This is a genomic window from Salinicola peritrichatus (assembly GCF_003206715.1).
Classification (GTDB): Bacteria; Pseudomonadota; Gammaproteobacteria; order Pseudomonadales; family Halomonadaceae; genus Salinicola; species Salinicola peritrichatus.
This window is the reverse complement of the sequence record NZ_PZJU01000065.1, coordinates 26,675-40,701: the sequence shown is the minus strand read 5'-3', so window position 1 is coordinate 40,701 and position 14,027 is coordinate 26,675. Positions and strand designations below refer to the sequence as shown.

The window sequence follows — 14,027 nt, the reverse complement described above, 5'->3', positions numbered from 1 at the left end:
CGACGTCAACAGCCTTGAGCATCACGCCGCCGACAGCTTGCCGCTCAACGCCATCGGCCGCTGCCGGGTCGAACTGACGGCCAGCGTACCGCTGGACGACTACCGAACCAGCCCGGGCACCGGCAGCTTCGTGGTGATCGACCGCCTGAGCAACATCACCGTCGGTGCCGGTCTGATCCGGGGGGCCGCCGAGGGCGCGGCGATCGGCGGCGAAGTCGACTGGCAGGCGTTCGAGATCGAGTTCAATGCCTTGATCCGCAAGCACTTCCCGCACTGGGAGGCGAAGAATGTCGCGGACCTCTTCCATCGTTAGCTCTCTCTGAGTATCATGTTGTAACGAATTGTGCCCTTTGTCGGCTTCAGGCAAAGGGCCTTCGTTTGCCCGCTTCCTGTATCGTTCGATGCACTTCCTCTGATTTAGGCGCGCCCTTATCCCAGCCGGCCGGGATGAAATCGCGCACGCGGCATGCCTGGAGCCTTGCCTGGCGAATCCGACGTTTGGCTGGTAATACAATTACGAGGTAGCAAATGACCACTATCGTATGGGATGGAACGACGTTGGCGACGGATTCGCTGATTAGTGTCAATGGTTCGACCTATAACCATGCGCAAAAGCTTTTCCAGCTCGACAATGGCGAATGGGTGGCCTTCGCCGGCGAGCAGCAAGGATGGTGGGAAGTGATGGAGTGGCTGAACGCCGGCGCACCCAAGAATGCCAAGCCTCATGTCACCCGGATCGAGATGATCATCGTAGGGCCCGATGGGGTCTTCGAGATGTTCGATCGCCTGGTGCGCATGCCCGTCGCCGGCCCCATTGCCTATGGTACTGGCTGGAAATGGGCCTTGGCCGCCATCGACCATGGCAAGGACGCGGTGGCTGCGGTGACATACGCCGCCACGCGCGATCACGACACCGGGGGCGAGGTCCAGGCGGTCACGCCTCAGTTCGAGGCTTCGGTTTCCTTCGGCGACATGATGAAAGAAGTGGAGCCGAGTCCTGCTTGAGCTGCGATAGCGTGCCTGTCGGGTTGCGCTGGTCATTTTCTCCTTGGCCTTTATCATTATCGGCACATGAGTCCATGCGCTTTTGGGCTTTCCAATTAGGATGACCGGCATGCAACACGTCAACTGGCAGCTCGATGGTATCGTTACCCAACTGCGCGCTACTCGCGAGCAGTGGCGCGCCCAGAACGGGCGGGAAAAGGAAAAGGGGTGTCGGGAGCTGCCGTCGCGCCATCGCATTCGCGATACGCTCGACGCCCTGAGCGGGGCGCTCTTTCCCATGCGGCTCGGCCCTTCCGATCTGCGCAAGGAGAGCGAGGACTTCTACGTCGGCCATACACTCGACCGAGCCCTGAATGCGCTGCACGAGGAGATCCTGCTCGAGCTGCGTTACATGGCGCGTCTCGGCGGTGACACGGAGAGCGATCAGTACGCGCAAGCCACTCGGATCATCCAGGGGTTCGCCGATAGCCTGCCGACGCTTCGTCGACGCCTGGATAGCGATGTCATGGCGGCGTATTACGGCGATCCCGCCGCTCGCAGCGTCGATGAAGTGCTGCTCTGCTATCCCGGCGTCCATGCGGTGATCTACCATCGCATCGCCCACTATTTCTATCGTGCCGGTGCCGGGCTCGTCGCTCGTATCATCTCCGAACTGGCGCATTCCGATACCGGTATCGATATCCATCCCGGCGCGCAGATCGGCGAGAGCTTCTTCATCGATCATGGTACCGGTGTGGTCATTGGCGAGACGGCGATCATCGGCGATCGCGTGAGGCTCTACCAGATGGTGACGCTAGGCGCCAAGCGCTTTCCGGCCGACGAGAAGGGGCATCTCGAGAAAGGCCTGCCGCGCCACCCGATCGTCGAGGACGACGTCGTCATCTACGCCGGCGCGACGATCCTCGGCCGGATCACGGTCGGTCGGGGCTCGGTGATCGGTGGCAACGTCTGGCTGACCTGCGGCGTGGAGGCAGGGAGCAACATTACCCAGGCCAATATCCAGTCCGGTCCCTGTTCCTAAGGAAACACTGCATAAATGGCTGCACAAGCGAATCACTTGCGTTGCGCGGTGCNNGCTCCGTGCGCCTTGTGCTTCATCCTGCTCGCCGATTTATTCAGCATTTCCAAGGGGCTGCCGGGTTCAGGCAACCGGCCGATTCTCGTCCTTGGGCCGGCGTTCTCCCGCCGGCCTTTGTATCGATCACTCAGGCCTCGAGGTCGAGTTCGCCCGCGAGTCGCGGGATTTCGTCGTTGAGAATGCTCTGGTTGACGCTGTAGTCGACGGGCACGCTGACGACGTGGACGCCGCCGGCATCGCGGGCGTTCTGCAGCACCTCGGTGAGATCGTCGCCTTCTTCCAACGCGTGGCCGGTGGCGCCGTAGGCGTTGGCGTAGGCGACGAAGTCCGGGTTGTCGTAGTCGAGTCCGAAATCCGCCAGTCCCATCTGGCGCTGCTTCCACTTGATCATGCCGTAGGCGTTGTCGTTCAGGATCAGCACGATCAGATCGAGCTTGAGCCGTACGGCGGTCTCGAGCTCCTGCGAATTCATCATGAATCCGCCATCGCCGCAGATCGCCATGACCTGCCGCTCCGGATGTACCAGCTTGGCCCCGATCGCCGACGGCAGCCCCGCGCCCATGCTGGCCAGGGCATTGTCGAGCAGCACGGTATTGGGGCGATAGGCGGGGTAGTTGCGCGCGAACCAGATTTTATAGATGCCGTTGTCGAGGGCGATGATGCCTTCCTCGGGCATGTGGTCGCGAACCAGGCGTGCCAGGCGCTGGGGCTGGACCGGAAAGCCATCCGTGGTGCCACAGCTCTCGATATGGGCGTGCAGCGCCTGACGCACGGCCTCGAAGGGGCGAAAATCCCAGTGCTCCTGGGGCTCGAGCGCCTCGCTCAGCTGCCACAGCGTGTAGGCGATGTCGCCCTCGACCTCGATCTGCGGAAAATAGACCGGATCGACCTGGGCCGAGCTGTAGTCGATGTGAATCACCCTGGCGCTGTGCGGCGTCATGAAGAAGGGCGGCTTCTCGACCACGTCGTGGCCGATGTTGACGATCAGATCGGCGGCGCCGATGGCGCGATGGACGAAGTCGTTGTCGGAGATCGCCGCCGTGCCGATGAATTTGGGCGTGGTCTCGTTGACTACACCCTTGCCCATCTGGGTCGAGATGCTGGGAATGCCGAGCTTGTCGATCAGTCGATGGAGCATCTTCCACGACAGCTTGCGGTTGGCGCCGGCGCCGATCATCAGTAGAGGACGCTTGGCTTGGCGAATCGCATCGGCGGCCATGCGCAGCGCCTTGTGTTCGGCGACCGAGCGGCGATGGCTGCTCTTGGGCAGCAGCGGCATGTCGGTCTCTTCGCGGGCAACATCCTCCGGCAGTTCCAGATGAGTGGCGCCGGGACGCTCTTCCTGAGCCAGCCGAAAGGCCTCACGAATGCGTGCGGCGACGGTATCGCCGCTAGCCAATTGGGTGGTGTACTTGGTGATCGGCAACATCATGTCGACCACGTTGATGATCTGGAACTGCCCCTGCTTGCTCGACTTGATTGGCTTCTGACCGGTGATCATCACCATCGGCATGCCGCCGAGCTGGGCATAGGCCGCGGCGGTGACCAGGTTGGTGGCGCCGGGGCCAAGCGTCGACAGGCACACCCCGGCCTTGCCGGTCAGGCGACCGTAGGTGGCGGCCATGAAGCCGGCGCCTTGCTCGTGGCGGGTGGTGATCAACTGGATCGGCGAGCGATGCAGCGCATCCAGCAGATCAAGATTCTCTTCCCCTGGGACGCCGAAAACGTATTCGACGCCTTCTGCTTCCAAAGCCTTGATGAATAGATCGGCGGCTTTCATGCCTTCTCCCTGTGCAATCGAATGTGACGCCGGCCGACAGCGCGGCCGGCCGGTCCATCGTTCGACTTCGAGTATAGGTGACGCCTGGGGAAGGCTGCCTGGGACGACACAGGGGCCAGTGACGCGGCTTGCGGGCGATCAACGTTGTGGCTTCCGTGCGATAAGCGTGGCGCGGCGCGGCGCGGGGTAGCCTTCGACGGTCAGGCTGCGATCCTCGGGATCGAGGAAGTCGGCCAGCGAATGGAAGGTCATCCACTCGGTCGCGCGTTGCTCGTCGAGCGTGGTCGGCGTTTCGTCGACGCAGCGAATCGCCTCGAAGCCGCAGCGCGCAAGCCAATGGGCCAGGGCCTTTGATGAGGGCAGGAAGTAGACATTGGGCATGCTGGCGTAGCGCTCGCCCGGCATGAACACGCTGCGTTCGTCGCCTTCGACCACCAGCGTCTCCAGCACCAGTTCGCCACCCGGCACCAGGGCGTCCTTCAACTGCAGCAGATGATCCAGCGGCGAGATGCGGTGATAGAGCACGCCCATCGAGAACACCGTATCGAAGGCGGCCAGGTTGGCCGGGACGTCCTCGATGCCGACCGGCAGGAAGTGGGTACGGTAATCGTCGGCATCGCCGACGAAGTGGCGCACGGCCTGGAACTGATAGTAGAAGCGCGGCGAAGGATCGATCACCAGCACGAAGGCCGCTGCCTCGCCGGCCATGCGCCAGGCGTGGTAGCCGTTGCCGCCGCCGACGTCGAGAACCTTGCGCCCGGCCAGTGGCGAGAGATGCGGCGCGATACGTTGCCACTTCCAGTCCGAGCGCCACTCGGTGTCGATGGCGATGTCGCCGAGGCAGTAGGGGCCCTTGCGCCACGGCATCAGAATCCGCAGCAGATTCTCGCAGCGGCGGCGGTCGGCGTCGCCGAGTTCGACGTCCACCGCGACGCTATCGGTATCCAGCGTCACACGGCGCTCGCGGGGCAGCACGGGCAACTTGGCCACCGCTTTCTCCCACGCCGGCAAATCGCCGTGGCGCTGGCGATCCAGGCCACGGGCGAGCTGCTCGGGCAGCTTCGCCAGCCAGGAAGTCAGGTTATGCTCGAGCAGGGCGAGATAGAGCCGGCGTTCGGCGCCGCGCAATGTATCTGTCGCCGTTTCAGGAAACGTATCGGTCGTCGCTTCAGGCATCCTTGAACGCCACCATCGAAGCGAAGTTGAGATACTGGAACCAGGTCGTCACCCGCGAGAAGCCGGCGCTCTCCAGTCGTCCGTGATGTCCCTCCAGCGTGTCCGGCACCAGCACGTTTTCCAGCGCCGTGCGTTTCTGGCTGATCTCCATCTCGCTGTAGCCGTTGGCGCGCTTGAAATCGTGATAGCGCTCCACCAGCCAGGCGTTCTCCTGCTCGTCCGGGGCGACGATCTTCTCCGACAGCACCAGGATGCCGCCGGGTTCGAGCGCCGCGAACAGCTTGGCGATCACCGCATCGCGGTCGACCGGAGGCAGGAACTGCAGGGTGAAGTTGAGCACGATCATGCCGCTGTCGCGGTAACCCTGCTGGCGGATGTCGCCCTCGACGAAACTCAGGCGATGCTCGGGGCTCTCCGTTGCCGCGGTCTCGCGGGCGTGCGCAATCATCGCCGGCGACAGATCGATACCGGTCAGCTCGAAGGCATCCGGTGACAGCCGCCCGGCCAGCGCGAGGCCCACCGCGCCCAGCGAGCAGCCCAAGTCGTAGACATGGGCGCCGTGACGCAGATGGCGCTCGGCAAGCAGGCCCAGCATGCCCAGGATCTGGCCATAGCCGGGAATCGAGCGGCGGACCATATCGGGAAAGCAGGCCACGACCCGCTCGTCGAAGGAGAAACTCGCCACGCGATCGAGGGGTGTCGAAAAGATGGCGTCACGGTAAGATGCGTCAATCATTGCCGAAAGTTACTTCATATTGGGAGAGCGTGGGGCGAGCGGGAAATGATGGCCCGCTGTTTGTATAGTGTACGTTTTGCGCCCCTCCGCTGCACGTGACAAGGCCCGCTTTGCGAATACAAGGCCCGCTTTGCGAATACAAGGAGAGTACAGAGATGTCGATTCGTGAGACCCAGGCATGGAAAGCGCTCGAGCAGCAACTCGCGAGCGGCATGCGGGATGTCCATCTGAAAACCTTGTTCAAGGAGTCGCCGCGTTTCGAGACGTTCTCGCTCGAAGCCGCGGGCATTCAACTCGACCTGTCCAAGCAGCGCTGGACGACGGAAGTCCGCGACAATCTGCTCTCCCTGGCTCGCGAGGCCGGCGTGCCGGATGCGATTGGGCGTCTGCTGTCGGGCGAGCGGGTCAACCGTACCGAGGATCGCCCCGCCTTGCACACTGCGTTGCGCCTGCCCCGGGAAGCCAGGCTCGAGGTGGAAGGTGTCGAGGTGGTCAGCGAAGTCCATGCCACGCTCGACAAGATGGAGACGCTGGTCGACAAGCTGCTCAAGGGACAGTGGCGCGGCGTGACCGGCAAGCCGATCACCGACGTGGTCAACCTCGGGGTCGGCGGCTCGGATCTCGGTCCGCTGATGGTGACCTCGGCACTGACCGATTTCGAGCCCGACGACGTCTACGAAGTTTCGACGCACTTCGCTTCGACCATGGACGGCTCGCAACTGGCGGACTTCCTGAGCTGGCTCAATCCGGAAACCACGCTGTTCATCCTGTCGTCCAAATCCTTCGGCACCATCGACACGCTGTCGAACGCTTCGACCGCGCTCGACTGGATCGCCTCGCGCCTGGGCGGCGACGAGAAACTGATCAAGCGTTTCCACTTCGTCGGCGTCTCCACCAAGCCCGAGAAGATGACAGAATGGGGCATCGATCCGGCCAATCAGCTGCTGTTCTGGGATTGGGTCGGCGGCCGTTATTCGCTATGGAGCGCCATCGGGCTGCCGATCGCCATTCGCATCGGCATGGATAACTTCCGTCGCCTGCTCGCCGGCGCCCACGCCATGGACGAGCACTTCCGCACGGCCGATCTGCAAGACAACCTGCCGGTCCAGCTCGCGCTGATCGGTATCTGGAACGTCAATTTCCTCGATATCCGCTCCCATGCGGTGTTGCCGTACGACGGCCGCCTCAAACACTTGCCGGGCTATTTCCAGCAGTTGGAGATGGAGTCCAACGGCAAGTCGGTGACCAATGACGACGCCATCGTCGATTACTCGACCTGCCCGGTCATCTGGGGCGAGATCGGCCCCAATGGCCAGCACGCCTTCTATCAGTTGCTGCACCAGGGAACCCAGCCGGTGGCGTGCGACTTCATCGCGCCGATCAACCGCTACAACGATGTCGAGGACGAGAGCTTCCGCGACGACCTGATGGCGCAGCACCGCCTGGCGCTGGCCAACTGTTTCGCCCAGTCCCGCGTGCTGATGCTGGGCGACGACGCGGTGAAATCCGAGACCACGCCGCCGAGCTACAAGCGCTATCGGGGCAATCAGCCTTCCACCACCATGCTGTTCGACAGCTTGAATCCGGCCACGCTGGGGGCGCTGATCGCGCTCTATGAGCACAAGGTGTTCGTGCAGGGCGTGATCTGGGACATCGACTCCTTCGACCAGTGGGGCGTGGAGCTGGGCAAGAAGATCGCCACCGAGACCGAAGAGATCATCGCGACCGAGCAAGGCATCGAGTCTCTCGACGATTCCAGCCGGGGGCTGATCGAGTCGATCTGGCGGGGGCAGAAAGCGCAGTGATGCCGGGGGCTGTCGGAGCGGTACTCTACCTGCACGGCTTCAACAGCGGCAGTGCCTCGCCCAAGGCACAATGGGTCAAGGCGGCGTGCGTCAAACTGGCCGCTCACGAGGGGCAGCCGTTGGCATGTCTGACACCGCAGCTCTCTGATCGCCCCGACGTGGCGCTGGCTCAGGCCGAGTCGGCGCTGTTTGAGCTGGGCGACGATACCCTGCTGGTGGGCAGCTCGATGGGCGGTTTTCTAGCCACCTGTCTGGCCGAGCGGCATGGGCTGCGCGCGGTATTGATCAACCCGGCGGTCAAGCCCGCGCGCTTCGTGGCTGATTATCTGGGGCAGAGCCTGGTCAATGCCTACACCGGCGAGACATTCACCATCGGCAATGCCCACTTCGAGCAATTGAACGCGCTGGAGTGGGAACGCATCGTCCACCCCGAGCGCTACCTGCTGCTGCTGGGCAGTGCCGACGAGACGCTGGACTGTCGCGATGCGCTGCACGCCTACGCCGGCTGCCGGACGCTGATTCATCCCGGCGGCGATCACGGATTCAGCGTACTGCCTCAATACCTGCCGGCATTGTTCGCTCACGGAGGTTGGGAAGTTCCGACCTCGTTGACGTGGCCCGAATGAGCCGCAGCCTCGGCAAGCGGCGAATTCGGTACTGGTAATTTGACCAGTGGTGTATCATTACCGCCGACGTGCCGATTTCGACTCAGCCATCCATGACTCAGCCATTTTGACCATGCAAACACGGCGAGACCCTGCATGACGCAATACAGTGCCAGCTCCATCGAAGTTCTCTCCGGCCTCGATCCGGTCCGCAAACGGCCGGGCATGTATACCGATACCACCCGCCCCAACCACCTGGTTCAGGAGGTCATCGACAACAGCGTCGACGAGGCGCTGGCGGGATACGCCCACGAGATTCGGGTCGTCCTGCTCGAGGACGGTGGCATCGAGGTTTCCGACGACGGCCGCGGCATGCCGATCGACATCCACCCCGAGCACGGCGTCACCGGGATCGAGCTGATCCTCACGCGGCTGCATGCCGGCGGCAAGTTCTCGCAGTCGAGCTACCGTTTCTCGGGCGGTCTCCATGGCGTCGGCGTCTCCGTCGTCAACGCGCTGTCGACGCGGCTCGAGGTCGAGGTTTGTCGCGATGGCGACCGCCACGGCATGGCTTTCGAGAAGGGCGAAAAAGTCGAAGAACTCTCGGTGATCGGCAGTTGCGCCAAGCGTGCCACCGGCACCGTGGTGCGCTTCTGGCCGCAAGCCGACTACTTCGACAGCGCCAGGCTGTCGCTGCCGCGATTGAAACATCTGCTCCGCGCCAAGGCGGTGCTGTGTCCCGGGCTCAAGGTCGTGCTCAAGGAGAGCGACGGCGCCGAGAGCGTATGGCAGTACGAGGATGGCCTGCGCGATTATCTGGCCCAGGCCGTCGATGGCTTCGAAGTGTTGCCGGCATCGCCGTTCACCGGCCACTTCGAGGACGAGGAACAGGCGGTCGACTGGGCCATCCAGTGGCTGCCCGAAGGCGGCGATCCCGTGCTGGAATCCTACGTCAACCTGATTCCCACGCCGCTGGGCGGTACCCACGTCAACGGTTTCCGCAGCGGGCTGCTCGAAGCGGTGCGCGAGTTCTGCGAATACCGCAACCTGCTGCCGCGAGGCATCAAGTTGACTCCGGAGGACCTGTGGGAGCGGGTCTCCTTCGTGCTCTCGGTGAAGATGCTCGATCCGCAGTTCGCCGGGCAGACCAAGGAACGGTTGTCGTCGCGCACCGTCGCCGGCTTCGTCTCCGGCGTGGTCAAGGACGCCTTCTCGTTGTGGCTCAATCACCATACCGACCAGGCCGAGGCGCTGGCCGAGCTGGTGATCAACGCCGCCCAGCGACGCCAGAAGAGCGCCAAGAAGGTCGCGCGCAAGAAGGTCACCGCCGGCCCCGCGCTGCCCGGCAAGCTGGCCGACTGTTCGGGTCAGGACCCGGTCACCAGCGAGCTGTTCCTGGTCGAAGGGGACTCCGCCGGTGGCAGCGCCAAGCAGGCGCGCAACCGCGAGACCCAGGCGATCCTGCCGCTGCGCGGGAAGATTCTGAATACCTGGGAAGTCGAATCCGGCGATATCTACAGTTCCCAGGAAGTCCACGACATCGCCGTGGCGATCGGGCTCGATCCGGGCAGCGACGACCTCTCCAAGCTGCGTTACCACAAGGTGTGCATCCTCGCCGACGCCGACTCCGATGGCCTGCACATCGCCACGCTGCTGTGCGCGCTGTTCGTGCGTCATTTCCCGGCACTGGTCGATGCCGGCCACGTGTTCGTGGCGATGCCGCCGCTCTACCGCATCGACCTGGGCAAGGAGGTCTACTACGCCCTCGACGAGAGCGAGAAGGCGGCGACGCTCAAGCGCCTCGAGGGCAAGCGCGGCACGCCCAACGTGCAGCGCTTCAAGGGCCTCGGCGAGATGAGCCCGCTGCAGCTGCGCGAGACCACCATGGCCCCGGACACCCGGCGCCTGGTCCAGCTCACCCGCGCGCTGAACGACGGCACGCTGGAGATGATGGACATGCTGCTGGCGCGCAAGCGCGCCGCCGATCGCAAGAGTTGGTTGGAGGATTACGGCAATCTCGCCGAGATAGAGGTTTAAGAAGGAAGAGGGAAGACATAAGAGGGAAGGAAGAAGTTTCTTATGTCTTCCAGGCGCGTAGCGCCGCTCTTCCCTCTTCAAGCTATGTTTCGTGCGGGCTATGTTCGTGAAGTTTCCATCGATGGTAGAAGGGCGCTAACCCCATGACCATGGACATTCAGGTAGCGGAAGGCGACGTCGAGCGCCTGTCGCTCAAGGAGTACACCGAGAAGGCGTATCTCGATTATTCGATGTACGTGATTCTCGATCGCGCGTTGCCGCATATCGGCGATGGCATGAAGCCGGTACAGCGGCGCATCGTCTACGCCATGCGCGAGCTGTCATTGACGGCCAATGCCAAGTACAAGAAGTCGGCGCGTACCGTCGGCGACGTGCTGGGCAAGTTCCATCCTCACGGCGACAGCGCCTGCTACGAAGCGATGGTGCTGATGGCGCAGCCGTTCAGCTATCGTTACCCGCTGGTCGACGGCCAGGGCAACTGGGGTAGCCCGGACGATCCCAAGTCGTTCGCGGCGATGCGCTACACCGAGGCGCGGCTGTCGCGCTTCTCGGAAACGCTGTTGGCCGAGCTGGGGCAGGGCACCGTCGACTGGACGCCCAATTTCGACGGCACCATGAACGAGCCGGCGGTGCTGCCGTCGCGGCTGCCGCACGTATTGCTCAATGGCGCCACCGGTATCGCGGTGGGGATGGCTACCGACATTCCGCCGCACAACGTGGTGGAAGTGGTCGAGGCCACCTGCCATCTGCTGCGCCAGCCCGAGGCCAGCGTCAGTGACCTGATGCAACATCTGCCGGCGCCGGATTTTCCTACCGACGCCGAGATCATTTCGCCGGCGGCGGATCTGCGCAAGCTCTACGAGACCGGCCGCGGCTCGGTCAAGCTGCGCGCGCGCTACGAACGCGAAGACGGCAACATCGTCATCACCGCAGTGCCGTATCAGGTCAGTGGGGCCAAGGTGCTGGAGCAGATCGCCGCCCAGATGCAGGCCAAGAAGCTGCCGATGGTCGCCGACCTGCGCGACGAGTCGACTCACGAGACGCCGACCCGGCTGGTGATCGAGCCGCGTTCCAACCGCATCGATGTCGACGGCTTGATGGCGCATCTGTTCGCCACCACCGATCTCGAGAAGAACGTCCGCGTCAATCTCAACGTGATTGCCCTCGACGGTCGCCCGCGGGTGATGGCGCTCAACGACATGCTCGGCGAGTGGCTGATCTTCCGTCGCACCACGGTGCGCCGGCGCACGGAGCATCGCCTGGGCAAGGTCGAGGATCGACTGCACATCCTCGAAGGCCTGCTGGTGGCCTACCTCAACATCGACGAGGTGATCCGCATCATCCGCGAGGAGGACGAACCCAAGCCGGCGTTGATGACGGCCTTCGGCATCAGCGAGCGTCAGGCGGAAGCGATCCTGGAGTTGCGTCTGCGTCACCTTGCCAAGCTCGAGGAGATGAAGATCCGCGGCGAACAGGACGAGCTCGAGGCCGAGCGCAAGCATCTGAAGGAACTGCTCGGCAGCGAGTCGGCGATGACCGACCTGATCGAGAAGGAGCTGCGTGAAGCCGCCCAGACCTACGGCGACGCTCGCCGTTCGCCGCTGGTCGAGCGCGAGGAGGCCAGGGCGCTGTCCGAAGTCGAGCTGGTGGGAGCCGATCCGGTGACCGTGGTGCTCTCGGAGAAGGGCTGGATTCGTGCCGCGCGAGGCCACGATATCGATCCCGCCGGGCTCTCCTACAAGGCCGGCGATAGTTTCCACTTGGCGGCGCGGGGCAAGACCAACCAGCCGCTGGTGCTGCTCGACGACAGCGGCCGAGCCTACACCCTGACCGCGCACAACCTGCCGTCGGCGCGTGGCCAGGGCGAACCGGTGACCGGACGGATCAATCCGCCCGCCGGCTCCAGCATGGTCGGGCTGATGCTCGACGTGCCCAGCGCCCGTTACCTGCTGGCTACCGATGGTGGCTATGGTTTCGTCGCCAGGCTCGAGGACCTGCTGGGCAAGAACAAGGCCGGCAAGGCGGTGCTGTCGGTGCCCAAGGGCTGCAACGTGTTGCCGCCCAAGGCGATTCCGGAAGGCGAGGGCGTGCGGGTGGCGGCGGTCTCCAACGAGGGACGGCTGTTGGTGTTCGCCTTGCCCCAACTGCCCGAGATGGCCAAGGGCAAGGGCAACAAGATGATCGACATTCCCGGCGCCAGGGCCGCGCGGCGAGAAGAGTTCATACGCGATCTGGTGCTGCTGCCGGAAGGCGCATCGCTGATCATCCATGCAGGCAAGCGCAAACAGACGCTGAAGGCCGCCGATCTGGACTATTATGCCGGCGAGCGCGGACGTCGCGGCAGCAAACTGGCGCGGGGATTTCAGAAGGTTGACCGGCTCGAGGTCGAGTCCTGAGAACCTATCTACGATCTGCTGCGCGTCGGCCATACGTCGTTAAAAACACTTTCGGAATGCTCATTTAACCCCATGTAAACTCCGCTGCCTCAAGTGTTTTTGCCTCGTTTGGCTCTAGCTCGCGAGATCGTAAACAGGTTCTGACCCAGGCGGAAAAATATTGAGGGGAAAACATGTCACGACGTTTCGTGGTAAGAGCCACCGGCCCGGCACGTCCCGGGCAGATGGCGGCGCTGGGTACGGCGCTCGCCAGTGCGCGGGTGCGCTTGCTGGATCTGAGTCAGCATGTCGCTTTCGGTGAAGTCGTGCTGGAAGCGCTGGTGGAAAGCGTTGGCGATGCCGACGTCGGGGTGCTGTTGTCGAGTGCTGGCGACATCTGTGGGCTCGACTGTCGGGTCGATCCGGTCGCGGACGGTGCCGAAAACCAGTGGCTCGAGGAGGCCCGGGCACCGCGCTGGATACTGACGCTGCTGGGGGCGACGTTACCGGCGGAAGTCATGGCCGAGGTCGGCGCGCTGACCGCCGAGCAGGGGCTGACCATCGAGGAGGTGAAACGGCTTTCCGCCGAACCGCGGCTGGATACCGGCGATGCGCCGGCCGCCAACGGGGTGTGTCTCGAGTGGCGCCTGCGCGGGCAGGCGCTGGATAGCGAGGGATTGCGCGAGAAGGCGCTGGCATTGAGCGAGCGCTTCGACGTCGACGTCGCGATCCAGCCCGCCAGTCTCTGGCGTCGGCACTGCCGCCTGATCTGTTTCGACATGGACTCGACGCTGATCCAGGCCGAGGTGATCGACGAACTGGCCCGGCGCCACGGCGTTTACGACGAGGTCGCCGCAGTGACCGAGCGCGCCATGCGCGGCGAACTCGATTTTCAGCAGAGTTTCCGCGAGCGGATGCGCAAGCTCGAAGGCTTGGACGAGACGGTGCTGGCGGAAATCGCCGAGTCGCTGCCGCTGATGCCGGGGCTCGAGCGGTTGATGACCCACCTCAAGCGCCTCGGTTACCGCACGGCGATTCTTTCCGGTGGATTCACTTATTTCGCCCGTTATCTGCAGGTGCGCCTGGGCTTCGACGAGATTCATGCCAACGAGCTGGTGATCCGCGATGGCAAGGTGACCGGCGAGGTCCAGGAGCCGATCGTCGATGCCGATCGCAAGGCCATGATGCTCAAACAGATCGCCGAACGCGAAGGGTGGGGGTTGGAGCAGACGATCGCCGTCGGCGACGGCGCCAACGACCTCAAGATGCTGGCGACCGCCGGCATGGGGGTCGCTTTTCATGCCAAGCCGCTGGTACGCCGCCGGGCACGCCAGTCGGTATCGACCCTGGGTCTTGATGGTTTGCTTTATCTGCTCGGTTACAGCGAACAGGACTTGGCGGCGGTGGATGCCTGCGGTTAGGGAAACACT

At 63.6% G+C, this 14,027-nt stretch carries 11 protein-coding genes; 8 read left to right on the top strand and 3 right to left on the bottom strand.

Annotation, left to right across the window (positions count from 1 at the left end):
- The 3 genes from DOM57_RS19405 to epsC all read left to right on the top strand — a co-directional run.
- Positions 1-313 (top strand): elongation factor 1-alpha C-terminal domain-related protein (locus DOM57_RS19405; RefSeq protein ID WP_420820241.1); only part of this gene is annotated, 313 nt, incomplete at its 5' end.
- Positions 314-528: 215 nt separating this feature from the next.
- Complete coding sequence (locus tag DOM57_RS19400; protein WP_110650839.1) at positions 529-1,005, top strand: 20S proteasome subunit A/B; 477 nt, start codon at positions 529-531, stop codon at positions 1,003-1,005.
- Positions 1,006-1,114: 109 nt separating this feature from the next.
- Entirely contained in the window at positions 1,115-2,026 is a 912-nt protein-coding gene (epsC, locus tag DOM57_RS19395; RefSeq protein WP_110650838.1) for a serine O-acetyltransferase EpsC, read from the top strand.
- Positions 2,027-2,210: 184 nt separating this feature from the next.
- Here the strand turns inward: epsC and DOM57_RS19390 are convergent, their stop codons facing one another.
- The 3 genes from DOM57_RS19390 to cmoA form a co-directional block, all read right to left on the bottom strand.
- Positions 2,211-3,863: an acetolactate synthase large subunit gene (locus tag DOM57_RS19390; RefSeq protein ID WP_110650836.1), complete on the bottom strand. Its 1,653-nt coding sequence runs from the start codon at positions 3,861-3,863 to the stop codon at positions 2,211-2,213.
- Between the two features lie 138 nt (positions 3,864-4,001).
- Positions 4,002-5,039 (bottom strand): tRNA 5-methoxyuridine(34)/uridine 5-oxyacetic acid(34) synthase CmoB, encoded by a 1,038-nt coding sequence (gene cmoB, locus DOM57_RS19385; RefSeq protein WP_110650834.1) that lies wholly within the window; start codon positions 5,037-5,039, stop codon positions 4,002-4,004.
- Entirely contained in the window at positions 5,032-5,775 is a 744-nt protein-coding gene (gene cmoA / locus DOM57_RS19380; protein ID WP_110650832.1) for a carboxy-S-adenosyl-L-methionine synthase CmoA, read from the bottom strand. Before cmoA ends, cmoB begins: the two co-directional genes overlap by 8 nt.
- Before the next feature lie 155 nt (positions 5,776-5,930).
- Between cmoA and pgi the strand changes: the two genes are divergently transcribed.
- The 5 genes from pgi (at position 5,931) to serB (ending at position 14,018) form a co-directional block, all read left to right on the top strand.
- Positions 5,931-7,580 (top strand): glucose-6-phosphate isomerase, encoded by a 1,650-nt coding sequence (gene pgi, locus DOM57_RS19375; protein ID WP_110650830.1) that lies wholly within the window; start codon positions 5,931-5,933, stop codon positions 7,578-7,580.
- Positions 7,580-8,206, top strand: coding sequence for a YqiA/YcfP family alpha/beta fold hydrolase (locus tag DOM57_RS19370; protein ID WP_110650828.1), 627 nt, complete (start codon positions 7,580-7,582; stop codon positions 8,204-8,206). Before pgi ends, DOM57_RS19370 begins: the two co-directional genes overlap by 1 nt.
- A 135-nt stretch (positions 8,207-8,341) precedes the next feature.
- The gene (gene parE, locus DOM57_RS19365) at positions 8,342-10,222 is read left to right on the top strand and encodes a DNA topoisomerase IV subunit B (RefSeq protein WP_110650826.1); all 1,881 of its coding nucleotides are present in this window, start codon (positions 8,342-8,344) and stop codon (positions 10,220-10,222) included.
- A 143-nt stretch (positions 10,223-10,365) separates the two neighbouring features.
- Entirely contained in the window at positions 10,366-12,618 is a 2,253-nt protein-coding gene (parC, locus tag DOM57_RS19360) for a DNA topoisomerase IV subunit A (protein ID WP_110650824.1), read from the top strand.
- 173 nt (positions 12,619-12,791) lie between these two features.
- A complete protein-coding gene (serB, locus tag DOM57_RS19355; RefSeq protein ID WP_110650822.1) occupies positions 12,792-14,018 on the top strand; it encodes a phosphoserine phosphatase SerB in 1,227 nt (408 codons plus the stop codon).
- The last annotated feature ends 9 nt before the right edge of the window (positions 14,019-14,027 follow it).